Below are 23,652 nucleotides of genomic sequence, written 5' to 3'. Positions count from 1 at the left end.
AGGCCGACCCCGCCGACGCGGCCCCGCCTTGGCGCCCCGTAGGGGGCTCCCCCACCCACCGCCCATCTCGCCGGGTTCGACCCGCGGCGTAGGAACAGCCCAATCGGTGGCGGCCCGCACTCGCCGTCGAGACGGGAGAGGGTGTGTCGGTATTTCCGCCCGGAGCACGGCTCGCAGCACTCCCGAACCGAAGCGAAAGGGCGCCCACCGGCGGATGGCAAGGACGGACATACCGGCGCGGCCCCGCACCCACGGCCGGAGCGACACCGCACCCCCACCCACAGCCGGAGCGCTCCCGCCCCTCTACCCCACCGGCCGACCCCCCACCAACCCGACAGCCCTGGCCCCCGCCCGGCACCCCTCCGCCGAAGCCTCGCAGAGCCCCGCCCCGCTCAGCCGCGCCGCAAGGAACGCCCCCGTGAACGCATCGCCCGCCCCAGTGGAGTCCCGCGCAGCGGCAGGCACCGCGGGAACCTCGGCCCGCACCGCACCCCCCTGAGCGACCACCGCCCCCGCCGCCCCCCGCTTGACCACCACCGCAGGAAACCGCCGACTCAACTCCCCGGCCACCTCCACCACCCCAGCCCCCTCCACCACCCCAGGCGCCCCCGCCAGACCACGCGCTCCCGCCAAAACCCACGCCTCCCCCTCACTCGGCAACAACACCTCCACCCCCTCCACCGCCGCCAAGAACCGCTCCGCCCCCAGCCCCGCAAGGAACCCCGCCGACGCCGGATCCACACTCACCGGCACCCCACGCGCGCGTGCCGCCGCCAACGCCGCTGCCGCCGCGGCCCGGCTCGGTCCCGCGAAGAACAAGTAGCCCGACAGGTGCAGCCACCCCACCCCGTCGAGGAGATCGGGTGACCAGTCCGCGGCGGACAGACGCACCGACGCCCCACCGTCCGTCAGGAACGTCCGCTCGGCCCCACCCCCGCCACCCCCACCAGCACCGGCACCAGCACCAGCACCGGCACCTCCACCCCCGTCCACCAGGCATATCACCGTCCCCGTAGGCGCCTCGGAGTCGACGACGAGCTGCGGACGTACCCCCGCCCGCGTGAGCGCCTCCTCGTGCCACGCCGCCGAATCCGCCCCCACCCGCCCCAGCAACCGCACGTCACCGCAGCCCCAAGCAGCCGCCCAGCACGCCACATTGGCCCCCGCGCCCCCCGGCACCGTACGGATCGCCGCCGCCGTGTCCGTACCCGGAGCGAGCGGCGCACCGTGCCGCGCGACGATGTCCGTGACGACGTCACCGACGACCAGCAGCGCCCCACCCCGCCGCGACGTCACCGCCCGGCCCGGCCCGCATCGAGGTCCGCCGCGAGGTCCGTCGCGAGTGCCGCCGCGATCTGCCCCGCGAGCCGGACATTGCCCCGCACCGCCGCGAGATTGGCGCTCAGCGAGGCACCGTCGGTGCGCCGCACCAACTGGTCCAGGAGGAAGGGAGTGACCGCCTGCCCGGTGATGCCCCGCTCGGCGCACGCCTCCAACGCCTCGGCGAGCACGCGCGCGTGCAGCGCGGGATCGAGCTGCTCGGACTCCGGCACGGGGTTCGCCACGAGCAGCGCGGACTCCGGACCGCCCACCGAATCCTGCGCCCGCATCACCGCGGCGACCTCCGCGGGCGTACGCAGCGTCCAGTCCACGGGATGCCCGGAGTCGGTGAGGTAGAAGCCGGGGAAGCGGTCCGTCCCGTACCCCGCGACCGCGACCCCCAGCGTCTCGAGGCGCTGCAACGTCGCCGCCACGTCCAGGATCGACTTCACGCCCGCGCAGACGACCGTGATGCGCGTCCGGGCGAGCAGCCCCAGATCGGCGGACTCGTCCTGCGTCTGCGTCCACTCCCGGTGCACCCCGCCGAGCCCGCCCGTGGCGAACACCCGCACGCCCGCGCGCGCGGCGAGCAGCGCCGTAGCCGACACGGTCGTCGCCCCGCTCGCCCCCGCCGCGACCGCGAGCGCCAGATCACGGTGGCCCAGCTTGCGTATGCCGTCCTCGTTCGCGACCCGCTCCAACTGATCCTTGTCCAGGCCGACATGGGGGCGCCCGTCCAGGACGGCGATCGTCGCGGGAACGGCACCCTCCTCCCGTACGACCTCTTCGAGCTCGCGCGCCACCTGGAGATTGCGCGGGCGTGGAAGCCCGTGCGCGATGATCGTCGACTCCAGGGCGACCACGGGCCGCCCGTCCGCCACAGCCGCCTGTACCTCGTCGGACACCACCAAGTCGGACACCACCAACACGGGCTTGCCTCCTGCCAGTCGGGCCTGTCGGGTCTCCCCTCATCCCTGGCGGCGGACGCGCCCCGGCAAACCCTCGCGGCACGCCCCTCGGCTAGGGTGACCCGCCATGAGCACGAATGATCAAGCCGTCGCGTCCTCCTTCGCCGTGCACATTCCGGATGTCGACCTGGAGGCCGAGCCGCTGGACCCGGGGCAGATCGTCTCCGGCACCCCGGAGGTCACCGGCAAGGTCCTGTGGGAGTCGGCCGACGGCAAGCAGCTGCGCGGCATCTGGCAGATCACGCCCGGCGTGGTCACCGACACCGAGGCCAACGAGCTCTTCGTGGTCGTCAGCGGCCGCGCCACCATCGCGGTCGAGGGCGGCGACGTGATCGAGGTCGGCCCCGGCGACGCGGCCGTCCTGCGCGAGGGCGACCGTACGACGTGGACCGTGCACGAGACACTGCGCAAGGCGTACCACATCACGCTCCCCTGACCGGAGCCGCGACCACTACGCGGCGACCCCCGCCACGGCCACAAGGCCCGTCACGACCACAAGGCCCGTCACGACCACAAGGCCCGTCACGACCACAAGGCCCGCCACGACCACAACCCCCGCCACCACCATCACCACGCCCCCCGCCACCACCACGACCCCCGGGATCAGGCCTTCTTGACCGCCCGCCGCAGCGCAAGCCCCGCGAGGGGCAGCAGCAGGCAGACGCCGATGAGGTTCAGCCAGCCGTAGCTGGCCCGCGCGACGATCAGGCCGGCCGCCGCGCCGCCGATCCCCGCCGCCGTGTTCATGGTCAGGTCCGAAAGGCCCTGCACGGCGGCCCTTGCGGGCTGCGGCACCGAGTCGGTGAGCAGCGCGGAACCGGAGACCAGGCCCGCGGACCAGCCGAGGCCGAGGACGAAAAGACCGGCGGCGGTCCGGCCGTGGCTCGCCCCCGCGGTGCCGGCGAGGAGCGCGGCGCAGCACAGCAGCCCGACCGCGAGGCCGATCACCGAAAGCCGCCCGAAGCGGTCGGAGAGCCAGCCCATCAGCGGCGACAGCGCGTACATGCCCGCGATGTGACCGCTGATGACCAGTCCGACCAGTTGCAGACTCGCCCCGTGATGCCCCAGGTCGACCGGGGTCATCACCATGATCGAGACCATCACGGTGTGCGACGCGGCCACCGTCACCAGGGCGAGCCGGGCCATCGGCGACGCGGCCACCGCGGCGACACCGGCCCGCAGCGAGCGGCTCTGCGCGGAGTGGTTCTCGTGCGGGGCGAGCGCGCGGGCGGTGAGCAGCGGGTCGGGACGGAGCAGCACCGCCACCACGAGACCGGCGACGGCGAAGATCCCGGCGGCGAAGAGGAAGGGTCCCGCCGACTCGGGGATGGAGGTGCCGGAGAAGGCGCGGCTCGTGGGCGCGGCGATGTTGGGACCCAGGACCGAGCCGATGGTCGTGGCCCAGATGACGAGGGAGATGGCACGGCCGCGCCGCTCGGGCTCGGCGAGGTCGGCCGCGGCGAAACGGGCCTGGAGGTTGGCCGACGAGCCCGCCCCGAACCCCGCCATGCCGAGCAGCAGCAGGGGGAAGCTCCCGACGACGGCGGCGAGCACCACGAGCCCGGCTCCCAGCGCCCCGATCAGATACGCGAGGACGAGACCCGGACGCCGTCCGCGCGAGGTCATCAGCGCGGCGAGCGGCAGCGAGAGCAGGGCCGTGCCGGCCACGGACGCGGTGGGCGCGAGACCGGACAGCGCCTCCGTCCCGCTCACCTCGGTCGCGAGCATCGGGGCCAGGGCGATGCCGATCGGTACCCCGAGCCCGCCCAGTATCTGACTGGAGACCAGCACCGCGGTGGTGCGCCGGCGCAGGGCGGGCAGTGCCTCCGGCGCGGGTATGTCAGGAGCGTCGAGGGTCGAAGTCACTGACGCAGTGTGCCAGCGCGTCCGTACGCGGGAAACACAGATTTCAAGGCGGACGGACGCCGTCAGAACAGCGGCTGCGGAAGCACGCCTTCCAGGGCGAGGAGCTGTCGCTTGGTCTCCAGGCCGCCGCCGAAGCCGCCGATGCCGCCGTCGCTCTCGACCACCCGGTGGCAGGGCACCACGACCGGCAGCGGATTGGCGCCCATCGCCATGCCGACCGCCTGGGCCGCGCCGGGCTGTCCGACCCGGCGGGCCAGATCGCCGTAGCCAACGACGGCGCCGTACGGAACGGTCGTCAGCTCGCGCAGGACCTGGCGGTTGAACCCGGATATCAGTGACCAGTCGAGCGGCAGCTCGAAGTCGTGGCGCTCGCCCGCGAAGTAGGCGGCGAGCTGGCGTATGGGTTCGGCGAGGAGAGGGGAGTCGGCTGCCTCGACCGGATCGGCCCCGAGACGGGAGCCGAGCCGTTCCAGCGCCGTGTCGCGCACCGCGTCCGTGGCGTGGAAGACGACGCTGACCAGACCGTCGTCCGTCGCGGCGAGCATCAGCGGGCCGATGTCGCTCGCGACGACGGCCCACACCACCTGCCGCGGGTCGTCCTGCCCCGGCCGGTCCTGCCCGTGCTGCCCCATGGCGTTCATGTGGACCACCGTACGACTGGCCACTGACAACGCCGCCCCGAGCAAGCTGCGAGCAAGCGCCGGGCCAGCTCAGAGCTGGCTCAGAGCTGGCTCAGAGGCAACCCCGAGCCAGCCCCGGCCCCGCAGCAGCGCTCCGTCAGCCGGAGACCGCCTTGCGGACCACGTCGGGCGTGTTCGTGATGATGCCGTTCACCCCGAAGCCCGCCACCCGCTGCGCGGCGGCCGCGTCGTTCACGGTCCAGGTGAAGATCTCCAGGCGCTTGCGGTGCGGCCCCTTGAGCGCATGTATCGCGGCGACGTACTCGCGGGAGATGGAGGTGTGCGTGGAGTTGATCTGGTCGGAGAACTTGGCGTACTCGGGCAGATCGGCGACCGCGGGCGTGCCGAGGAAGCCGGTCTTGATGTCGGGCCGCAGCTTGTGCACCGTCTTGACGCTGTCGGCGCTGAAGCTCTGGATGACGAGCTTGCTCTTGACGTGGTGCCGGTCCAGCCAGCCCGTCTTGCGCAGGACGGCGAGGCCCTGCTTCTCGATGCCCGGGTACAGCTCGGGCTTCTTGAACTCGAACACGAGGCTCTGGTGGTTGCGCGAGACCCGGTTCATGTACTGCTTCAGCGTCGGCACCCGCTGGCCCGCGTACTTCGGGCTGAACCAGCTGCCCGCGTCCAGCGTGGCGATCTCCTTCGCGGTGAAGTCCGCGACCTTCCACGGCGCACGGTCGGGGAAGCGCTCCTCGACGTCCGTCGTCCGCTTCAGGGTGTCGTCGTGCATGATCACGAGCTCGCCGTCCTTGGTGCGCTGGACGTCGTTCTCCACCCAGCGGAACCCCATGTCAGCCGCCTTGTCGATGGCTGCGAAAGTGTTCTCCGGCGCGTACGCGGAAGCACCCCGGTGCGCGACGACCAGGGGCCGCTCGTGCGAGGCGGACGTCTGCGCCGACGGCCTGTCGGCGGCGTGAGCGGTTGCGGAGGGCAGGGTGAGCGCACCGGCTCCGAGCAGAGCGGCAGTGGTGGCAGCGGCAACGCGTGCGTACAACGGTGACTCCTCGCGATGTGCGGGCACGGACCGGATGAGAGTGACAGTCCACGGCCAACGCGAGACAGGTGCAGGATGGCCACAGGTTGAACGGAGACAGCCGGGTTGATTTCGCGGAAAATAGTTCGCAAGTTCCGGAGTGAGCTTTACTCTCTGCGTCAGCCCACGGCCTGTCAGCGGACAGCCGGCGGGGGCCACTTGGGTGCAATCCCGGACATTTTGACTCGATAGGCGGAGGGGCTACCGCGCATGCAGGGCACGGTCGACGGTTTCAGCTATGGACTTGTCACGCCCGTGACGGCGTACCTCATGGCGTGTCTCGGCGGAGCGCTCGGCCTGCGCTGCACCACCAGGTCGCTCCTTGTGGCGCACTCCTGGCGGCCCGGCTGGCTCGCACTCGGGTCGGCGGCCATCGGCTCCGGCATCTGGACCATGCACTTCATCGCGATGATGGGCTTCTCCGTGGAGGAGGCCCCGATCCACTACGACAAGGCCCTGACCTTCGCGAGTCTGGCCGTCGCCATCGTCATGGTCGGCATAGGGATCTTCATCGTGGGATACCGCGGCGCGACCGGGACGGCGCTGTTCACCGGGGGAACGATCACCGGCCTGGGCGTCGCGTCGATGCACTATCTGGGAATGGCCGGTATGCGTCTTCGCGGGACGCTGGAGTACAACACCTTCACCGTCTCCGCGTCCGTGGTGATCGCGGTCGTCGCGGCGAGCGCGGCCCTGTGGGCGGCCGCACAGGTCAGAGGCTTCCTCTGGAGCCTGGGCGCGAGCCTCGTCATGGGCCTGGCCGTCACCGGTATGCACTACACGGGGATGGCCGCCCTCAGCGTGCATCTGCACGGCTCGTCCGCCGCGCCGGCCGGCGGGGACTCGGCCGCCGAACTGCTCGCGCCCATGATGATCGGCCCGCTCGCCTTCCTGCTCCTCGCGGGGGTCATCGTGATGTTCGACCCGCTGATGGTGATGGGCAAGGCGGACCTCCAGAGCGCCGCACAGGGGCAGCGGGCCCCCTACCCCGTCCCGCGCTCCGGCGACCGGCACGACCCGCGGGCGGGCCGCAGGCCCCCGCAGCACCCCGGCTCCAGGACCCCGCAGAGCTGGTGATCCGACCCCGTTGTCAGTGCGGGGTCGTACGGTTGGTTCCATGCGGCCCGTATCCAAGATCGAACGCACGGTGGCGCCTTTCGAGGTCGTCAGTGACTACCAGCCCAGCGGCGACCAGCCGACAGCCATCGCCGACCTGGACCGGCGCGTGCGCGCAGGTGAGAAGGACGTCGTCCTGCTCGGCGCGACCGGCACCGGCAAGTCGGCCACCACCGCGTGGATGATCGAGAAGCTCCAGCGCCCCACCCTCGTGATGGCGCCGAACAAGACGCTGGCCGCCCAGCTGGCAAACGAATTCCGAGAGCTCCTGCCGAACAACGCGGTGGAGTACTTCGTCTCGTACTACGACTACTACCAGCCCGAGGCATACGTCCCGCAGTCGGACACGTACATCGAAAAGGACTCCTCGATCAACGAGGAAGTCGAGCGCCTGCGCCACTCCGCGACGAACTCGCTGCTCACCCGGCGTGACGTCGTCGTGGTCGCCTCCGTCTCCTGCATCTACGGCCTCGGCACCCCGCAGGAGTACGTGGACCGGATGGTCTCGCTCAAGGTCGGCGACGAGATCGACCGCGACCAGCTCCTGCGCCGCTTCGTCGACATCCAGTACACGCGCAACGACCTGGCGTTCACCCGCGGCACCTTCCGGGTCCGCGGCGACACCATCGAGATCTTCCCGGTCTATGAAGAGCTGGCCGTCCGCATCGAGATGTTCGGCGACGAGATCGAGGCGCTCTCCACGCTGCACCCCCTCACCGGCGAGGTCATCAGCGACGACGACCACCTGTACGTCTTCCCGGCCTCGCACTACGTGGCGGGCCCGGAGCGCATGGAGAAGGCGGTCAACGGCATCGAGAAGGAGCTCGCCGAGCGCCTCACCGAGCTGGAGAAGCAGGGCAAGATGCTGGAGGCCCAGCGCCTGCGCATGCGCACGACGTACGACCTGGAGATGCTCCGCCAGATCGGCTCCTGCTCCGGCATCGAGAACTACTCCATGCACTTCGACGACCGCGAGCCCGGCTCCGCGCCGAACACCCTCATCGACTATTTCCCCGAGGACTTCCTCCTCGTCATCGACGAGTCGCACGTCACGGTCCCCCAGATCGGCGCGATGTACGAGGGGGACGCCTCCCGCAAGCGCACCCTGGTGGACCACGGCTTCCGGCTGCCGTCCGCCCTGGACAACCGTCCGCTGAAGTGGGAAGAGTTCCTCGGCCGCATCGGCCAGACCGTCTACCTCTCGGCCACCCCCGGAAAGTACGAGCTCTCGCGCGGGGACGGCTTCGTCGAGCAGATCATCCGCCCCACCGGCCTCATCGACCCGGAGGTCGTGGTCAAGCCCACCGAGGGGCAGATCGACGACCTGGTGCACGAGATCCGCACGCGCACCGAGAAGGACGAGCGCGTCCTGGTCACCACGCTCACCAAGAAGATGGCCGAGGACCTCACGGACTACTTCCTCGAACTGGGCATCCAGGTCCGCTATCTGCACAGCGACGTCGACACGCTGCGCCGCGTCGAGCTCCTGCGCGAACTGCGCGCCGGTGAGTACGACGTCCTGGTCGGCATCAACCTCCTGCGCGAGGGCCTCGACCTGCCCGAGGTCTCCCTGGTGTCGATCCTCGACGCCGACAAGCAGGGCTTCCTGCGCTCGGGCACCTCCCTGATCCAGACCATCGGCCGCGCGGCGCGCAACGTGTCGGGTCAGGTCCATATGTACGCGGACAAGGTCACCCCGGCGATGGAGCAGGCCATCGACGAGACCAACCGCCGCCGCGAGAAGCAGATCGCGTACAACAAGGAGAAGGGGATCGACCCCCAGCCGCTGCGCAAGAAGATCAACGACATCGTGTCGGCGATCGCGCGCGAGGAGGTCGACACGGAACAGCTGCTCGGCACGGACTACCGCAAGGCGAAGGACGGCGACTCGGGGAAGGCCGCCAAGGCGCCGGTGCCCGCGCTCGGCGGCAAGGCGAACAAGGCCGCCAAGGGCAAGGCCGCCGAGAAGGTGCCCACGGACCGTCCCGCGGCCGAACTGGCCGAGCAGATCGAGGAGATGACCACGCGGATGCGCGCGGCCGCCGCCGACCTGCAGTTCGAGATCGCCGCACGGCTGCGTGACGAGGTGTCGGAGATGAAGAAGGAGCTCAGGCAGATGAGGGAGGCGGGGCAGGCGTAGGCGTACTGCCTGGTGTGTTGCAAGACCGACACAAAGTGCCGTCCGCGGTGCGGCACTGTCCGTGCCTCTGCGTAGGGTGCTGGGCAACCGCACAGACCGGCGGTTGCTCAGGGCAGTTCGAGAGGGGACAGCGCGTGACGGTCAACATGACCAAGGGTCAGGCCATCAGTCTGCAGAAGGACGACGGGGGCGCCCTGACCGCGGTGCGCATGGGGCTCGGCTGGCAGGCGGCCCCGAGGCGCGGCCTGTTCGGCACGCGTACGCGCGAGGTCGACCTGGACGCTTCGGCGGTCCTGTTCGCCGACAAGCAGCCGATCGACGTCGTGTTCTTCCGTCACCTCGTCAGCGACGACGGTTCCGTGCGGCACACCGGTGACAATCTGGTCGGCGGCGCAGGCCAGGGCGGGGACGACGAATCGATCCTCGTCGACCTGCAGCGGGTCCCGGTCCACATCGACCAGATCGTCTTCACGGTGAACTCCTTCACGGGCCAGACGTTCCAGGAAGTGCAGAACGCGTTCTGCCGCCTGGTCGACGAGACCAACGGCCAGGAGCTCGCCCGCTACACGCTCGACGGCGGCGGTCAGTACACCGCGCAGATCATGGCGAAGGTCCACCGCGTGGGCGCGGGCTGGCAGATGACGGCCCTCGGCAATCCCGCCAACGGCCGCACGTTCCAGGACCTGATGCCGTCGATCCTGCCCCACCTGTAGGACACGCGGCACCAGTAGGTACAGAGGGTACGAGGGGGACAAGGCGATGACGGCCGAGCTGGTCCGGGGGCAGAACCACCCGCTGCGTGAGACCCGACTGGAGATCCGGGTCTCGGTCGGCAAGCCGATCGTGGCGGGGATCACGCTCGGCGACGACCGGGGCAAGGTGCGCGGCACGGACTGGGTGGCCCACCCCGGCTCGCCCACGCTGCCGGGCCTCGAAGTGCCCAGGCAGGCCGCCGCCGACCACCGCCTCGCGGTGGACCTCGGTGCCGTGCCCGAAGCGGTGCACCGGGTCAACGTCCTGCTCGCGCTGCCCGTCGGCGTCGGGGGACCGGCCAGCTTCGGCTCCCTCGCCGCCCCCTTCGTGGCCGTCACCGGGCTCGACGGCTCCGAGGTCGCCAGCTACACCATCACGGACCTGGACGCCGAGTCCGCCGTCGTCGCCCTGGAGCTCTACCGCAGGCAGGACGCCTGGAAGGTGCGCGCCGTCGGCCAGGGGTACGCGGGCGGCCTCGCCGACATGCTCACCGACCAGGGCCTCCCGCAGGCCCACGAACTTGCCGGGACGATCAACGAAGCGGTGGCCCGCGGCCTCGCCCGCTCGGTGGCCGCGCCGCCGCCCCGCCCCTCGGACGAGGCCCGCGTGCGGGCGGCGGGGCAGACGGCCTCCGCACCCGGAGCACCGGGACCGGACAGCGCCGCCGCACCCCAGCCCGCCCCGGCCCCCCGTCAGCCGGGCGACGCGGGCCGCACGCCCGGCGGCCCCGTCAACTACACCCACCCCGGCCGCCAGACGAGCGCACCGCCGCCGCCCGCGCCGACAGCGGCCCCGGCCGAGCCGGGCAGGAGCGCCCAGCCCGTGGCGGGCGACGCGACCGGCTGGTCCATGGACGAGCGGCTCTACAACCAGGTGTGGGGCATGTTCGAGGACCTGGCCCGTGCCACGGCCGCGTACCGAAGCGCCGTCGACTTCGCCGATTCGCGCATGGACCAGGAGCTCGACAAGGTCCTCTCCGACCCGCGCAGCCGCATCGGCAACACCGGAGACCTCGCGCGCGAGGCCGCCCGCACCAAGCACGGCGAGCTCGTCGACCGGGCCAGGGAGGCCCTCGACCGCGATCTGGGCCAGCTCGCCGCCGAATCCGAGGTCGTCGAGCCCGCCCTGCCCCTGGCGTACGCCGGCTGGGACAGCCCCGTCTGGCACGCCTATCGCTCTCCCATGGAGATCCCCATGGCGCTGCGCCTGGGCGACCTCCATCTGCCCGAGCGCCCCGGCCTGCGCATCCCGATGCTGGTCAGGCTGCCCCTGGAGCGCGGCCTGTGGATCGACAGCGGCCGCTCGTCGGGCACGGACACCCTGGCCGACGCGGACCAGCTGCGCCGCCTGGCCATGGACAGCGCGGTCGCGCACGCCGCGCGGCTGCTCGCGGTCTATCCGGCCGGTGAGTTCACGGTGCACGTCATCGACGCGGCGGGCTCCGCGGCCGGCGCTCTCTCCCCGCTGGTGGCGGCGGGCGTGCTCGACGATGCCCCGGCCGCCGGTGCGGCAGGCGTCTCCGCCGTGCTCGCCAAGCTCACCCAGCGCGTGGACCTGGTGCAGATGGCGATCCGGGCTGGCGCATCCGACGCGCTGCCGCCGGATCTGGACACCGCCGAGCAGCTCCTGATCGTCAACGACTTCCCGCACGGCTTCGACGACCGCGCCGTGACCCAGCTCCGCTACCTCGCGGACGAGGGCCCGGCGGTCGGCGTGCATCTGATGCTGGTCGCCGACCGCGAGGACGCCGCCGAGTACGGCCCGCTGCTCGACCCGCTCTGGCGCGCGCTGCTGCGCCTGACCCCGGTGGCCGACGATCACCTCGCCGACCCCTGGGTGGGCCACGCGTGGACGTACGAACCGCCGATGGTGCCGCCCGGCAGCAGGGTGCTCGGGCAGGTCCTCGACCAGGTCGCGCATGTCCGGCGGACGGGTGGCCGCTGACGCCCCGGAGGGCGCCCCGACGGGCCCCGTAAGCCGTCGCGGCCACTGACGGTAAAGCGACTTTTGGACCCGCCTGAACTGGTCTTTTGGCTCTTGTTTGCCGTCTCCTTTACTAAATCTTGGTGTTTCGCGTACTCTTCTTGCAGCGGAGGGGAGTACTCCCGAACGCGACGTGCCCGTCAATACGGACCGCCATCGGTCCCGGGGCGTCGGCCCGCGGGGCGGTGAGCCGCCTCGGGTGGAAGAGACCTCCGGCAGCGACGACGCTGATCAGTAGCCGTACGACGCCGGAGGCGCAGTGGACGTTTCAATGACCCTTTGGGTAGTGACCATTCTTGGTCTCTGTGCCCTGATCGCGGTCGACTTCTTCATCGGCCGCAAACCGCATGACGTATCCATCAAGGAAGCCGGAATCTGGACGATCGTCTGGATCGTGCTCGCCGCGCTCTTCGGAGTGGGCCTGCTGATCTGGGGCGGCGGCCAGGCCGGCGGTGAGTTCTTCGCGGGCTTCATCACCGAGAAGTCGCTCAGCGTCGACAACCTCTTCGTCTTCATCCTGATCATGGCGAAGTTCTCGGTGCCCAGCCATCTCCAGCAGCGGGTGCTGCTGTTCGGTGTGCTGATCGCGCTCGTGCTGCGAGCGATCTTCATCGCCGCGGGCGCCGCGGTCATCGCCAACTTCTCCTGGGTCTTCTACATCTTCGGCGCGTTCCTGATCTACACCGCGTGGAAGCTCATCCAGGAGGCGCGTGCCGACGAGGACGAAGAGGAGTGGGAGGAGAACCGCCTCCTGAAGGCGGCCGAGCGGAAGTTCGGCGTCGCCGACCGGTACCACGGCACCAAGCTGTTCATCCAGAAGAACGGCAAGAAGATCATGACGCCCCTTATGGTCGTCATGCTCGCCATCGGTACCACCGACGTGCTCTTCGCGATGGACTCGATCCCCGCGATCTTCGGCCTCACCCAGGACCCGTACATCGTCTTCACGGCGAACGCCTTCGCCCTGATGGGTCTGCGCCAGCTGTACTTCCTGATCGGCGGACTGCTCAAGAAGCTGGTCCACCTCAGTTACGGCCTGTCGGTCATCCTGGGCTTCATCGGCGTGAAGCTGGTGCTGCACGCCCTGCACGAGAACGGGGTGCACGTCCCCGAGATCTCCATCCCGGTCTCGCTCGGCGTCATCTGCGGTGTCCTGGTCATCACGACGATCACCAGCCTCATGGCCACCAAGAAGCAGGCCAAGAAGGAGGCCGCGGAGAAGGCGGCCGACGAGACTCCGAAGGACAGCATCGGGGCCTGACGGCATCCGGCGTAGGAGTTACCAACACGGGCAGTGGCCCGCGGCTCATTGCCGCGGGCCACTGCCCGTGCTTGCTTGAAATGCATGAAGTTCGTCCAGATGATCGAGTTCGAGACCGACCGCATCGACGAGATGCGCTCCCTGGTCGAGCAGGCGGACCAGCAGGCGACGGGCCGCCGGGGCGGCCCCACGCACCGCCTCGTCCTCCAGGACCGGGGCAACCCCCGCCGCTTCTTCGTGCTGATGGAGTTCGCGTCGCCTGAGGACGCGCGGCGCAACAGCGGCGCTCCGGAGACGACCAGGATGGCCGAGCAGCTCGCCGCCCTGTGCACGAGCGGTCCGTCCTTCACGGACTGCGACGTACGGGAGATGACAGAGCTGAAGTAGCGGTGCCCCGGCGCCCGGTGCAGCATCGGAGGCATGGTCACTCGGCTCCGGGCGCTCGCCGTACAGTGGACGGCCGTCGTGCCGGTCCTCGCCGTCGTGCTGCTCGCCCTCACCTGGGGACGCGGTCTGCCGGGCGCGATCGTCGCCCTGGTGACGCTCGTGCTCGCCGGGGCCGTGCTCGCCGCCGTGCACCACGCCGAGGTGATCGCGCACCGCGTCGGCGAACCCTTCGGCTCGCTCGTCCTCGCGGTCGCCGTGACGGTCATCGAGGTCGCGCTGATCGTCACGCTCATGGCGGACGGCGGTGACAAGAGCGCGACGCTGGCCCGCGACACCGTCTTCGCCGCCGTGATGATCACCTGCAACGGCATCGTCGGGCTCTGCCTTCTCGTGGGCGCGCTGCGGCACCGCATCGCCGTCTTCAACCCCGAGGGCACCGGCGCCGCCCTCGCGACCGTCGCCACGCTCGCCACCCTCAGCCTGGTCCTGCCGACGTTCACCACCAGCAAGCCGGGCCCGGAGTTCTCCACGGCGCAGCTCACCTTCGCCGCGCTCGCCTCACTCGTCCTGTACGGCCTGTTCGTGGCGACCCAGACCGTGCGGCACCGCGAGTACTTCCTGCCGATCACCCGCAAGGGCGAGGTGATCGACTCCGAGCACGACGAGGGGCCCTCCACCCGGGCCGCCCTGATCAGCGTGGCCCTGCTCGGCCTCGCCCTGGTCGGCGTGGTCGGCCTCGCCAAAGGGGTCTCGCCGACCATCGAGTCCGGCGTGGAGAACGCCGGCATGCCGCACGCCGTGGTCGGCGTCATCATCGCGCTGCTCGTGCTGCTCCCGGAGACCATCGCCGCGCTGCGCGCCACCCGCCGCGACCGGGTGCAGACCAGCCTGAACCTCGCCCTCGGGTCCGCGATGGCCAGCATCGGCCTGACGATTCCGGCCGTCGCGGTCGCCTCGGTCTGGCTCTCCGGGCCGCTGGTGCTCGGCCTCGGCCCGACCCACATGGTGCTGCTCGCGCTGACCGTGATCGTCGGCACGCTCACGGTCGTTCCGGGGCGCGCCACGCTGCTGCAGGGCGGGGTCCATCTGGTGCTCTTCGCGGCGTATCTGGAGCTCGCGGTCACGCCGTGACGGGGGCCGGCTCCGGGACGGGGCGTGTCTCGGGCAGCAGCGCGAAGCAGCCCAGGCTCAGCAGGGCCACGGCCGTCAGATAGGCGGCGACGCCCCACGGCGTCCCCTCGCCGTGCGCCACCGCCGTCGCCACGATCGGCGTGAGCGCGCCACCGAGGACCCCGCCCAGGTTGTAGCCCACCGCGGCGCCCGTGCAACGCACCCGCGGCTCGTACAGCTCGGGCAGGTACGCCGCGATCACGGCGAACATCGTGATGAACGCGAGCATCGCCACCAGGAAGCCGAGGAACATCAGCAGCGGCTCGCCGGTCGCGAGCAGCGCGATCATCGGGAACATCCACAGCGCGCAGAGCGCACACCCGAGCAGACAGAGGGGCCGCCGCCCGTACCGGTCGCCGAGCAGTGCGGCCACGGGGGTCAGCGCGCCCTTCACCACGACCGCCGCCATGATGCAGGCGAGCATGACCGTACGGCTCACGTCGAGCTCTTCCACCGCGTACGCGAGCGACCAGGTCGTCACGGCGTAGAACACGGCGTACCCGACGGCGAGGGCGCCCGCGGTGAGCAGGACGAGCCGCCAGTGGCCGCGCACCACCTCGGCGAGCGGCACGCGCGCGTGCTCCCGCAGTTCCAGGAAGCTCGGGCTCTCCGGGAGCGACGTGCGCAGGGCGAGCCCGGCCGCCGCGAGCAGGCCCGCCGCCCAGAACGGAACGGCCATCCCCAGGAGGTGAACTGCGCGTCGGTGACGGTCGCCGAGAGCGCCAGCATGATCCCGTTCGCGAGGAGGAAGCCGAGCGAGGGCCCCATCTGCGGGAAGCTCGACCACAGCCCGCGCCGCTCGGCGGGCGCGTGCTCGGCGGTCAGCAGCACCGCCCCGCCCCACTCGCCGCCGAGCCCGAGCCCTTGCAGGAACCGCAGCACGAGGAGCAGCACCGGAGCGGCCGTACCGATCGAGTCGTACGTGGGCACGCAGCCGACGGCGACCGTGGCGAGGCCCGTCAGGAGCAGCGAGACGATGAGTACGGGGCGCCGCCCGCGCCGGTCACCGATGTGCCCGAAGAGGACGGACCCCAGGGGCCGCGCCACGAAGCCCACTCCGAATGTCGCGAAGGCGGCGAGAGTTCCCGCGAGCGGCGAGAACGTCGGAAAGAACAGGGGCCCGAGGACGAGGGCAGCGGCCGTCCCGTAGATGAAGAAGTCGTAGAACTCGATGGCGGTCCCGGCGAGCGAGGCGGCCGCGAGCCGCGGCAGAGAAGGAGCGCTGCCGCTTCCGGCAGCACCGGCATGACCGGCAGGGGAGTGGATCTTGCGCATGCCGCGTCAACTACCCGCTGTGACGGCCGGTTACGGGGGCGTGCGGGGGTGCGGGGAGCTTCCTCAGTACGCTGACGGCATGACGCGCACTCTTGCCAACGCCCCGATCATGATCCTGAACGGCCCCAATCTGAACCTGCTCGGCCAGCGCCAGCCCGAGATCTACGGCTCCGACACCCTCGCCGACGTCGAGGCGCTGTGCGCCAAGGCGGCAGCGGCGCACGGCGGCACCGTGGACCTGCGCCAGAGCAACCACGAGGGTCAGTTGGTGGACTGGATCCACGAGGCGCGCGAGCACCACGCGGGCATCGTCATCAACCCCGCCGCCTACTCGCACACGTCGGTCGCGATCCTGGACGCGCTCAACACCTGTGACGGAATGCCGGTGTTGGAGGTCCACATCTCCAACATCCATCAGCGCGAGGCGTTCCGGCACCACTCGTACGTCTCCCAGCGCGCCGACGGCGTCATCGCGGGGTGCGGTGTGCAGGGGTACGCGTTCGCGGTGGAGCGGGTGGTGGCGCTGGTCGGCGGGGCCTGAGCCCCGCCTAGGCGCGCGTGCGGGTGGGTCACGCGCGCGTGCGGGGGGTCACCAGCCCCGCTGACGCCACTCCGCCAGGTGCGGGCGCTCGGTGCCGAGGGTCGTGTCGTTCCCGTGGCCCGGATAGACCCAGGTCTCGTCGGGGAGCGCGCCGAAGATCTTCGTCTCGACGTCGTGCAGCAGGCTCGCGAAGGCCTGCGGGTCCTGATGGGTGTTGCCGACGCCGCCCGGGAAGAGGCAGTCGCCGGTGAAGACGTGCGGGTGGCCGTGCGGGTCGTCGTACACCAGGGCGATCGAGCCCGGCGTGTGGCCCACCAGGTGGCGGGCGGTGAGGGTGACGTGCCCGACGCTCACGGTGTCACCGTCCGTGAGCGGGACGTTCGTGGGCACCGGGATGCCCACCGTGTCCTCGCGGCCCGCGTAGGTCCGGGCGCCGGTGGCCTCGACGACCGCGGCGAGGGCCTGCCAGTGGTCGCCGTGCTGATGGGTGGTGACGACGGACGTGATGCCGTCGTCACCGATCAGCGTGAGCAGCGTGCGGGCGTCGTTCGCCGCGTCGATCAGGAGCTGCTCGTCCGTGGCGCGGCAGCGCAGCAGATAGGCGTTGTTGTCCATCGGGCCGACGGCGACCTTCGAGATCATCAGGTCCTGCAACTCGTGCACGTCCGCACCGCCGCCGACCTTCACTGCTCCGCTGTACGTCATGCGGCTCAGCCTATAGCGGGGGCAGAGAGGGCAGGAGGCCGCCTTCGGCCGTCAACGCGGAGCCGTCACGCCTGCCGGCGAGCCAACCGACCACGTCGGACGCGGGGCCGCAGACGGTGACCCCGGGCTCGCCGTCCCGGCCGGTGCTCCACGTGTGCGTGCCGTCCGTGACGCGCGTCGGCGGCACATCCGGATTCCCGGAGAACCGTGCCGCCAGGAACGCGATCTCCCGCTGTACGAACTCCTCGGGCAGGTCTTCGAGCTCGTACCCGACGTCCAGGTCGACGTGGTGCAGCTCGGCCTCGACCCACCGCCGGAACGGCACCCGCGACGCGGAGTCGGTCACTCCGTTCCGCATCGTGATGGTGCGGGTCCAGTCGGCGGGGACGTCGGCCTGAGCCTGGAAGCGCTCCGCGGACTCGCGGACGTCCACGAGCTGCTCGGCCAACGGCCGGCCCGCGTCCCGCTCGATGTCCGCGTCCCGTGCGTCGCCGCTCACATACATGGGGCGTCCGGCGAGAACATTGACGAGCGCGTCCGCGTTACGGGCGATGTGAGCCAGGACATGGCCGCGGGTCCAGCCCGGCAGCCGTGACGGCTCGGCGGTCGAATCGTTGTTCAGTTTCGCGGCTGCGGTGAGCAGCCGATCGGTCGCGTCACGTACAGACGCCAGGTCGCGCACATGATCAATCATGCGCCCGACGATAGCCGCGCCACACGTTCGGGTGAAGGTGCCCGAGCGCCTCCGCAAATCGAATGCACGTGCTATATGGTCGAGTGCGGCATCGGGCATTCTTGAAGGTCCGGCTTTGTTATCAACCAGGGCATCCGCCCCGGCGTTGTCAGTGGCTCGCCCTAGTCTGTGCATGACGGGGGTCCCGCCCCTGTCGCTTCTCTCAAGAAAGGTGCGGACCGGCGTGGCCGACCGTCTCATCGTCCGTGGCGCGCGCGAGCACAATCTCAAGAACGTCTCGCTCGACCTCCCGCGCGACTCCCTCATCGTCTTCACCGGGCTCTCCGGGTCGGGCAAGTCCTCGCTCGCGTTCGACACGATCTTCGCCGAGGGCCAGCGGCGGTACGTGGAATCGCTGTCCTCGTACGCCCGGCAGTTCCTCGGCCAGATGGACAAGCCGGACGTCGACTTCATCGAGGGCCTCTCGCCCGCGGTCTCCATCGACCAGAAGTCGACCTCGCGCAACCCGCGCTCCACGGTCGGCACCATCACCGAGGTCTACGACTACCTCCGCCTGCTCTTCGCACGCATCGGCAAGCCGCACTGCCCCGAGTGCGGGCGGCCCATCTCCCGGCAGTCGCCGCAGGCGATCGTCGACAAGGTCCTCGACCTTCCCGAAGGCAGCCGCTTCCAGGTCCTCTCGCCGCTGGTGCGCGAGCGCAAGGGCGAGTTCGTCGACCTCTTCGCCGACCTCCAGACCAAGGGCTACAGCCGCGCGCGCGTCGACGGCGTGACCATCCAGCTCTCCGAGCCGCCCGCGCTCAAGAAGCAGGAGAAGCACACCATCGAGGTGGTCATCGACCGCCTCACGGTGAAGGAGTCCGCCAAGCGCCGCCTGACCGACTCCGTGGAGACCGCGCTCGGCCTCGCCGGGGGCATGGTCGTGCTCGACTTCGTCGACCTCCCCGAGGACGACCCCGAGCGCGAGCGGATGTACTCGGAGCACCTGTACTGCCCGTACGACGACCTGTCCTTCGAGGAGCTCGAGCCCCGCTCCTTCTCCTTCAACTCGCCCTTCGGCGCCTGCCCTGACTGCTCCGGCATCGGCACGCGCATGGAGGTCGACCCCGAGCTGATCGTCCCGGACGAGGACAAGTCGCTCGACGAGGGCGCCATCCACCCCTGGTCGCACGGCCACACCAAGGACTACTTCGCGCGGCTCGTGGGCGCCCTCTCCGACGCCCTCGGCTTCCGCACCGACATCCCGTGGGCCGGCCTCCCGCAGCGCGCCAAGAAGGCCCTCCTGAACGGCCACAAGACGCAGATCGAGGTCCGCTACCGCAACCGGTACGGCCGCGAGCGGCGCTACACCACCGCCTTCGAAGGCGCCGTCCCCTTCGTCAAGCGCCGCCACAGCGAAGCCGAGAGCGACTCCAGCCGCGAGCGCTTCGAGGGCTACATGCGCGAGGTGCCCTGCCCCACCTGTGAGGGCACGCGCCTCAAGCCGATCGTCCTCGCCGTCACGGTCATGGGCCGGTCCATCGCCGAGGTCTCGGCGATGTCGATCAGCGACTGCGCGGACTTCCTCGCCCAGCTGAAGCTGGGCGCCCGCGACAAGAAGATCGCCGAGCGCGTCCTGAAGGAGGTCAACGAACGGCTGAAGTTCCTGGTCGACGTCGGCCTGGACTACCTCTCGCTGAACCGCGCGGCCGGCACCCTCTCCGGAGGCGAGGCCCAGCGCATCCGCCTGGCCACCCAGATCGGCTCCGGCCTCGTCGGCGTCCTGTACGTGCTGGACGAGCCGTCCATCGGCCTGCACCAGCGCGACAACCACCGCCTGATCGAGACCCTCGTGCGCCTGCGCGACATGGGCAACACGCTCATCGTCGTCGAGCATGACGAGGACACCATCAAGGTCGCCGACTGGGTCGTCGACATCGGCCCCGGCGCGGGCGAGCACGGCGGCAAGGTCGTGCACAGCGGCTCCATGAAGGAGCTCCTGGACAACGAGAAGTCGATCACCGGTCAGTACCTCGCGGGCAAGCGGTCCATCCCGGTGCCCGACCTGCGCCGCCCCGCGGACCCCTCCCGCAGGCTGACGGTGCACGGCGCCCGGGAGAACAACCTCCAGGACATCGACGTCTCCTTCCCGCTCGGTGTCCTCACCGCGGTCACCGGTGTCTCGGGCTCCGGCAAGTCGACGCTGGTCAACGACATCCTCTACACGCACCTGGCCCGCGAGCTGAACGGCGCCAAGTCCGTCCCCGGCCGGCACACACGCGTGCAGGGCGACGACCTCGTCGACAAGGTCGTGCACGTAGACCAGTCGCCAATCGGCCGCACCCCGCGGTCGAACCCGGCGACGTACACCGGAGTCTTCGACCACGTCCGCAGGCTGTTCGCGGAGACGATGGAGGCGAAGGTCCGCGGCTATCTCCCCGGCCGCTTCTCCTTCAACGTCAAGGGCGGTCGCTGCGAGAACTGCTCCGGTGACGGCACGATCAAGATCGAGATGAACTTCCTGCCGGATGTGTACGTCCCCTGCGAGGTCTGCCACGGGGCGCGCTACAACCGCGAGACGCTGGACGTCCACTACAAGGGCAAGTCCATCGCCGAGGTCCTGGACATGCCGATCGAGGAGGCGCTCGACTTCTTCGAGGCGGTGCCCGCCATCTCCCGCCACCTGCGCACGCTCAACGACGTGGGTCTCGGGTACGTCCGGCTCGGCCAGCCCGCGCCGACGCTCTCCGGCGGTGAGGCCCAGCGCGTGAAGCTGGCCTCCGAGCTCCAGAAGCGCTCGACGGGCCGGACCGTCTACGTCCTCGACGAGCCGACCACCGGTCTGCACTTCGAGGACATCAGCAAGCTGATCACGGTCCTGTCCGGCCTGGTCGACAAGGGCAACACGGTCATCGTCATCGAGCACAACCTCGACGTCATCAAGACCGCGGACTGGGTCGTCGACATGGGTCCCGAGGGCGGCAACGGCGGCGGTCTCGTCGTCGCCGAGGGCACGCCCGAGGAGGTCGCGGGCGTCCCGACCAGCCACACCGGCAAGTTCCTGCGGGACATCCTGGCGGCGGATCGGATCAGCGACGGGGCCTCGCAGGGGCGTAAGCGGGCGGTGTCCCCGGCGGTGAAGAAGTCGGCGGCCAAGGCGCCCGCCAAGACGGCCGCGGCCAAGAAGGTGTCTGCCGCCAAGTCCACCGCCAAGAAGGCCGTCGCCACCAAGGCCGTCGCCAAGAAGGCTGCTCCGAAGAAGGCGGCCAAGGCTCGTAAGGCCTGACGAGCCGTTCGCATCTGCGGGTGTGTTTCGGCTGGGCACGCAGTTCCCCGCGCCCCTTCGGGCGCGCCCGAACGGGCCGCGGGACAAGGGTTTCCCCCTTGTCCCGCGGCCCGTTCGCGTGGTCGTCTGGGCGCCATGACCGTACGTACGGAACGTGAAGGTCCCGTCACCACCATCGTGTTGTCCCGGCCCGATGCGCGGAACGCGGTCGACGGGCCCACCGCCCGTGCCCTCGCCGACGCGTTCCGTGCCTTCGACGCCGACCCCGACGCGTCCGTCGCCGTGCTGTGGGGTGAGGGCGGCACCTTCTGCGCCGGGGCGGATCTCAAAGCCATCGGGACGCCGGCCGGGAACGAGGTGACCGAGAAGGGCGACGGGCCCATGGGGCCGACCCGGATGCGTCTTTCCAAGCCCGTCGTCGCGGCGATCTCCGGACACGCGGTCGCCGGGGGCCTGGAGCTCGCACTCTGGTGCGATCTGCGCGTCGCCGACGAGGACGCGGTGCTCGGCGTCTTCTGCCGCCGCTGGGGCGTCCCGCTCATCGACGGCGGGACCGTGCGGCTGCCCCGGCTCATCGGGGAGAGCCGCGCCATGGATCTGGTGCTCACCGGCCGCCCCGTCCCCGCAGCGGAGGCGCTGGCGATGGGCCTGGTCAACCGGACCGTACCGCCCGGCACGTCCCGCGCCGCCGCCGAACGCCTCGCCGCCGAAATCGCGGCGTTCCCGCAGACCTGCCTGCGCAACGACAGGCTCTCCGTACTGGAACAGGGCGGCCTGACCGAGGACGAGGCGATGGCGGGCGAACTGCGCCACGGCCTGCGGTCCCTCGCCGACGCGGCGGACGGCGCGGCCAGGTTCGCGGCGGGGGAGGGGCGGCACGGAGCCTTCACGGACAGCGGCGAAGGCACCCGGCCGCCCGTCGACCGGCCCTCATCGGCCACCCCCGTCGACTAGCCCTCGGCGGGCGCGTCCTCCGGCTCCAGGAACTGCATGTCGAGCTGGATCTTCACCACGTCACCGAGCAGTCCGGCGCCGAAGTCGAGGCCGTAGTCGCTGCGCTTGATCTCGCCGGTCGCCTCGAAGCCCGCATGGCGGCGGGGGGAACCGGGGAAGGCCTGGAGTCCGCCGAACTCGACGGCCAGGGTGATCGGCCTCGTCACGTCACCGATGGTCAGCTCGCCCTCCAGGGTCCACTCGTCCTCCTTGCCGAGCACCCGCGTCGACCGGAACGTCATGGTGGGACGGCGCTCCACGTCAAGGAGGTCGGAGGCGCGCACGTGCGCGTCGCGGTCCTTGTTGCCGGTGTCGATCGACGCAAGGGCGATGGTCGCCGTCACCGAAGAGGTCTCGGCGCTCTCGCCCACCACAAGACCGGCCGTCACCTCGGCGAACCGGCCCCGCACCTTCGAGATCCCGAGGTGGCGGATGGTGAAGTTGACGGCGGAGTGGAACGGGTCGATCTCCCAGCTCCCGGCGGGGAGGGGAAGCGCGGTCGTGGCAGTGGCGGCACTGGTGTCAGAAGTCATGCCCTCCACGATGCGAGGCCGCCCGCGCCCGAGGAAGGCCGAGCCGAGGCTGGTAGTGACAGGGCCACGATCCGGTCCGCCGACCACTGGTACGTTCGGCCGGTGAGCGACAACGAGCTGGGGACCTTCCTGCGCACCCGCCGTGAAGCGGTCACGCCCGCCGAAGTCGGGCTGCCCACCGGCCCCCGGCGCCGTACGCCGGGCCTGCGCCGCTCCGAGGTGGCCACGCTCGCGGGGGTCAGCGTCGAGTACCTCGCCCGGCTCGAACAGGGCCGCGACCGCCACCCGTCCCCGCAGGTGATGGGCGCCCTCGCGGATGCCCTGCGGCTGACCGTGGAGGAACGTTTCCACCTGCGCCGCCTGGAGAAGGAGACGAGCGGCGATCCCTGCTGCCCGACCGCGAGCGAGCCCTCCCGGTCGGTGCGCCCCACGGTGCGGGCGCTCGTCGACCGCCTGGAGCCCGCCCCCGCCGTCCTGCTCAACCGGCTCAGCGACGTCCTCGCGTACACCTCGGGCTACGAGCGGATCGTGGGGCCGCTCGGGCTCCTGGACGACGGGCGGCCCAACCTCATCCGGTTCCTGTTCACCGACGAGCGGGCCCGCGCCGCCTACCCCGAGTGGGAGCGCGTCGCCGACGCGCAGATCGCCTCGTTCCAGTCCCAGTCCATGCTCACCGACCCGCATGCCGAGGCGTTCGCCGACGAGCTGACCGTCATCGCCGGAGCACCGTTCGCCGACCGCATGGCGGCCGTGCCGGGGCTGCCCCGGCACAGCGGTGTCGAACGCCTGACGCATCCGGAGGCCGGTGCGCTGCGCCTGTCGTACGAGACGCTGACGCTGCCCGATGCCGACGGTCAGCGCCTGGTCGTCCATCTGCCCGCCGACGATGCCTCATCGGCGGCGCTGGACCGCCTCAACGGCCGCAAGCCGGGCGGTCTGCGCGCGGTCACCGGCTGACGGACCGAAGCG

Annotated in this window: 21 protein-coding genes and 1 pseudogene; 12 read left to right on the top strand and 10 right to left on the bottom strand. The window is 70.8% G+C overall.

What is annotated here, in order from left to right; translation table 11 throughout:
* Nucleotides 1-303: 303 nt before the first annotated feature.
* Nucleotides 304-1,296, bottom strand: a complete 993-nt coding sequence (locus tag ABZ906_RS14140; RefSeq protein ID WP_361381779.1) for a PfkB family carbohydrate kinase — start codon at nucleotides 1,294-1,296, stop codon at nucleotides 304-306.
* Nucleotides 1,293-2,240 carry a pseudouridine-5'-phosphate glycosidase gene (locus tag ABZ906_RS14135; protein ID WP_361383146.1) on the bottom strand — a complete coding sequence of 316 codons (948 nt, stop codon included), beginning with the start codon at nucleotides 2,238-2,240 and terminating at the stop codon, nucleotides 1,293-1,295. The genes ABZ906_RS14140 and ABZ906_RS14135 overlap by 4 nt, the downstream gene beginning before the upstream one ends.
* A 115-nt stretch (nucleotides 2,241-2,355) precedes the next feature.
* On the opposite strand from ABZ906_RS14135, the gene ABZ906_RS14130 reads away from it, so the two are divergent.
* A complete protein-coding gene (locus ABZ906_RS14130) occupies nucleotides 2,356-2,724 on the top strand; it encodes a cupin domain-containing protein (RefSeq protein ID WP_361188445.1) in 369 nt (122 codons plus the stop codon).
* 15 nt (nucleotides 2,725-2,739) lie between these two features.
* Here the strand turns inward: ABZ906_RS14130 and ABZ906_RS14125 are convergent, their stop codons facing one another.
* From ABZ906_RS14125 to ABZ906_RS14110, 4 genes are all read right to left on the bottom strand, one after another.
* Nucleotides 2,740-2,880 carry a hypothetical protein gene (locus ABZ906_RS14125; RefSeq protein WP_361381776.1) on the bottom strand — a complete coding sequence of 47 codons (141 nt, stop codon included), beginning with the start codon at nucleotides 2,878-2,880 and terminating at the stop codon, nucleotides 2,740-2,742.
* An 11-nt stretch (nucleotides 2,881-2,891) separates the two neighbouring features.
* Nucleotides 2,892-4,154 (bottom strand): MFS transporter, encoded by a 1,263-nt coding sequence (locus ABZ906_RS14120; RefSeq protein ID WP_361381773.1) that lies wholly within the window; start codon nucleotides 4,152-4,154, stop codon nucleotides 2,892-2,894.
* Between the two features lie 62 nt (nucleotides 4,155-4,216).
* Nucleotides 4,217-4,795, bottom strand: coding sequence for a methylated-DNA--[protein]-cysteine S-methyltransferase (locus tag ABZ906_RS14115; protein ID WP_361381770.1), 579 nt, complete (start codon nucleotides 4,793-4,795; stop codon nucleotides 4,217-4,219).
* A 136-nt stretch (nucleotides 4,796-4,931) separates the two neighbouring features.
* Nucleotides 4,932-5,828, bottom strand: a complete 897-nt coding sequence (locus tag ABZ906_RS14110; RefSeq protein ID WP_361188438.1) for a glycerophosphodiester phosphodiesterase family protein — start codon at nucleotides 5,826-5,828, stop codon at nucleotides 4,932-4,934.
* 249 nt (nucleotides 5,829-6,077) lie between these two features.
* On the opposite strand from ABZ906_RS14110, the gene ABZ906_RS14105 reads away from it, so the two are divergent.
* From ABZ906_RS14105 to ABZ906_RS14075, 7 genes are all read left to right on the top strand, one after another.
* Nucleotides 6,078-6,944 (top strand): MHYT domain-containing protein, encoded by an 867-nt coding sequence (locus tag ABZ906_RS14105; RefSeq protein WP_361188435.1) that lies wholly within the window; start codon nucleotides 6,078-6,080, stop codon nucleotides 6,942-6,944.
* 40 nt (nucleotides 6,945-6,984) lie between these two features.
* Nucleotides 6,985-9,123: an excinuclease ABC subunit UvrB gene (gene uvrB / locus ABZ906_RS14100; RefSeq protein WP_361381767.1), complete on the top strand. Its 2,139-nt coding sequence runs from the start codon at nucleotides 6,985-6,987 to the stop codon at nucleotides 9,121-9,123.
* Nucleotides 9,124-9,257: 134 nt separating this feature from the next.
* A complete protein-coding gene (locus ABZ906_RS14095; RefSeq protein WP_361188431.1) occupies nucleotides 9,258-9,836 on the top strand; it encodes a TerD family protein in 579 nt (192 codons plus the stop codon).
* A gap of 46 nt (nucleotides 9,837-9,882) precedes the next feature.
* Nucleotides 9,883-11,820 (top strand): TerD family protein, encoded by a 1,938-nt coding sequence (locus ABZ906_RS14090; protein WP_361381765.1) that lies wholly within the window; start codon nucleotides 9,883-9,885, stop codon nucleotides 11,818-11,820.
* Between the two features lie 310 nt (nucleotides 11,821-12,130).
* A complete protein-coding gene (locus tag ABZ906_RS14085; protein ID WP_361188426.1) occupies nucleotides 12,131-13,120 on the top strand; it encodes a TerC family protein in 990 nt (329 codons plus the stop codon).
* A gap of 84 nt (nucleotides 13,121-13,204) precedes the next feature.
* Complete coding sequence (locus ABZ906_RS14080; RefSeq protein WP_361188423.1) at nucleotides 13,205-13,507, top strand: hypothetical protein; 303 nt, start codon at nucleotides 13,205-13,207, stop codon at nucleotides 13,505-13,507.
* 33 nt (nucleotides 13,508-13,540) lie between these two features.
* On the top strand, nucleotides 13,541-14,638 hold the full coding sequence (locus ABZ906_RS14075) for an ionic transporter y4hA (protein ID WP_361188420.1): 1,098 nt from the start codon (nucleotides 13,541-13,543) through the stop codon (nucleotides 14,636-14,638).
* Here ABZ906_RS14075 and ABZ906_RS14070 read toward each other — a convergent pair.
* Nucleotides 14,628-15,889, bottom strand: a pseudogene (locus tag ABZ906_RS14070) (MFS transporter). The gene ABZ906_RS14075 and the pseudogene ABZ906_RS14070 sit on opposite strands and share 11 nt — an antisense overlap.
* A gap of 142 nt (nucleotides 15,890-16,031) precedes the next feature.
* On the opposite strand from ABZ906_RS14070, the gene aroQ reads away from it, so the two are divergent.
* Complete coding sequence (gene aroQ / locus ABZ906_RS14065) at nucleotides 16,032-16,493, top strand: type II 3-dehydroquinate dehydratase (protein ID WP_361381762.1); 462 nt, start codon at nucleotides 16,032-16,034, stop codon at nucleotides 16,491-16,493.
* A gap of 48 nt (nucleotides 16,494-16,541) precedes the next feature.
* On the opposite strand, the gene ABZ906_RS14060 is transcribed toward aroQ, so the two are convergent.
* The gene (locus ABZ906_RS14060; protein WP_361381759.1) at nucleotides 16,542-17,198 is read right to left on the bottom strand and encodes an MBL fold metallo-hydrolase; all 657 of its coding nucleotides are present in this window, start codon (nucleotides 17,196-17,198) and stop codon (nucleotides 16,542-16,544) included.
* A 10-nt stretch (nucleotides 17,199-17,208) separates the two neighbouring features.
* Complete coding sequence (locus ABZ906_RS14055) at nucleotides 17,209-17,892, bottom strand: maleylpyruvate isomerase family mycothiol-dependent enzyme (RefSeq protein ID WP_361381756.1); 684 nt, start codon at nucleotides 17,890-17,892, stop codon at nucleotides 17,209-17,211.
* A 223-nt stretch (nucleotides 17,893-18,115) separates the two neighbouring features.
* Here ABZ906_RS14055 and uvrA point away from each other — a divergent pair, with 223 nt between their 5' ends.
* Nucleotides 18,116-21,157, top strand: a complete 3,042-nt coding sequence (gene uvrA, locus ABZ906_RS14050) for an excinuclease ABC subunit UvrA (RefSeq protein WP_361381753.1) — start codon at nucleotides 18,116-18,118, stop codon at nucleotides 21,155-21,157.
* Between the two features lie 135 nt (nucleotides 21,158-21,292).
* Entirely contained in the window at nucleotides 21,293-22,111 is an 819-nt protein-coding gene (locus tag ABZ906_RS14045) for a crotonase/enoyl-CoA hydratase family protein (protein WP_361188409.1), read from the top strand.
* On the opposite strand, the gene ABZ906_RS14040 is transcribed toward ABZ906_RS14045, so the two are convergent.
* Nucleotides 22,108-22,683 carry a YceI family protein gene (locus tag ABZ906_RS14040; RefSeq protein ID WP_361381750.1) on the bottom strand — a complete coding sequence of 192 codons (576 nt, stop codon included), beginning with the start codon at nucleotides 22,681-22,683 and terminating at the stop codon, nucleotides 22,108-22,110. The two genes, ABZ906_RS14045 and ABZ906_RS14040, sit on opposite strands and share 4 nt — an antisense overlap.
* Before the next feature lie 102 nt (nucleotides 22,684-22,785).
* Between ABZ906_RS14040 and ABZ906_RS14035 the strand changes: the two genes are divergently transcribed.
* Nucleotides 22,786-23,640, top strand: a complete 855-nt coding sequence (locus ABZ906_RS14035) for a helix-turn-helix transcriptional regulator (RefSeq protein ID WP_361188405.1) — start codon at nucleotides 22,786-22,788, stop codon at nucleotides 23,638-23,640.
* Nucleotides 23,641-23,652: the final 12 nt, after the last annotated feature.

The sequence above is a fragment of the Streptomyces sp. NPDC046925 genome, assembly GCF_040644915.1.
Taxonomy (GTDB): Bacteria; Actinomycetota; Actinomycetes; order Streptomycetales; family Streptomycetaceae; genus Streptomyces.
This window is presented reverse-complemented; position numbering and strand designations above follow the sequence as displayed.

What these genes read in the sequence shown, in the direction of transcription:
- ABZ906_RS14130 (WP_361188445.1), top strand. Translation starts at nt 2,356, where the DNA reads ATGAGCACGAATGATCAAGCCGTCGCGTCCTCCTTCGCCGTGCACATT.
- ABZ906_RS14115 (WP_361381770.1), bottom strand. Translation starts at nt 4,795, where the DNA reads ATGAACGCCATGGGGCAGCACGGGCAGGACCGGCCGGGGCAGGACGAC.
- ABZ906_RS14105 (WP_361188435.1), top strand. Translation starts at nt 6,078, where the DNA reads ATGCAGGGCACGGTCGACGGTTTCAGCTATGGACTTGTCACGCCCGTG.
- uvrB (WP_361381767.1), top strand. Translation starts at nt 6,985, where the DNA reads ATGCGGCCCGTATCCAAGATCGAACGCACGGTGGCGCCTTTCGAGGTC.
- ABZ906_RS14090 (WP_361381765.1), top strand. Translation starts at nt 9,883, where the DNA reads ATGACGGCCGAGCTGGTCCGGGGGCAGAACCACCCGCTGCGTGAGACC.
- ABZ906_RS14085 (WP_361188426.1), top strand. Translation starts at nt 12,131, where the DNA reads ATGACCCTTTGGGTAGTGACCATTCTTGGTCTCTGTGCCCTGATCGCG.
- ABZ906_RS14080 (WP_361188423.1), top strand. Translation starts at nt 13,205, where the DNA reads ATGAAGTTCGTCCAGATGATCGAGTTCGAGACCGACCGCATCGACGAG.
- ABZ906_RS14075 (WP_361188420.1), top strand. Translation starts at nt 13,541, where the DNA reads ATGGTCACTCGGCTCCGGGCGCTCGCCGTACAGTGGACGGCCGTCGTG.
- aroQ (WP_361381762.1), top strand. Translation starts at nt 16,032, where the DNA reads ATGACGCGCACTCTTGCCAACGCCCCGATCATGATCCTGAACGGCCCC.
- ABZ906_RS14060 (WP_361381759.1), bottom strand. Translation starts at nt 17,198, where the DNA reads ATGACGTACAGCGGAGCAGTGAAGGTCGGCGGCGGTGCGGACGTGCAC.
- ABZ906_RS14055 (WP_361381756.1), bottom strand. Translation starts at nt 17,892, where the DNA reads ATGATTGATCATGTGCGCGACCTGGCGTCTGTACGTGACGCGACCGAT.
- ABZ906_RS14045 (WP_361188409.1), top strand. Translation starts at nt 21,293, where the DNA reads ATGACCGTACGTACGGAACGTGAAGGTCCCGTCACCACCATCGTGTTG.
- ABZ906_RS14040 (WP_361381750.1), bottom strand. Translation starts at nt 22,683, where the DNA reads ATGACTTCTGACACCAGTGCCGCCACTGCCACGACCGCGCTTCCCCTC.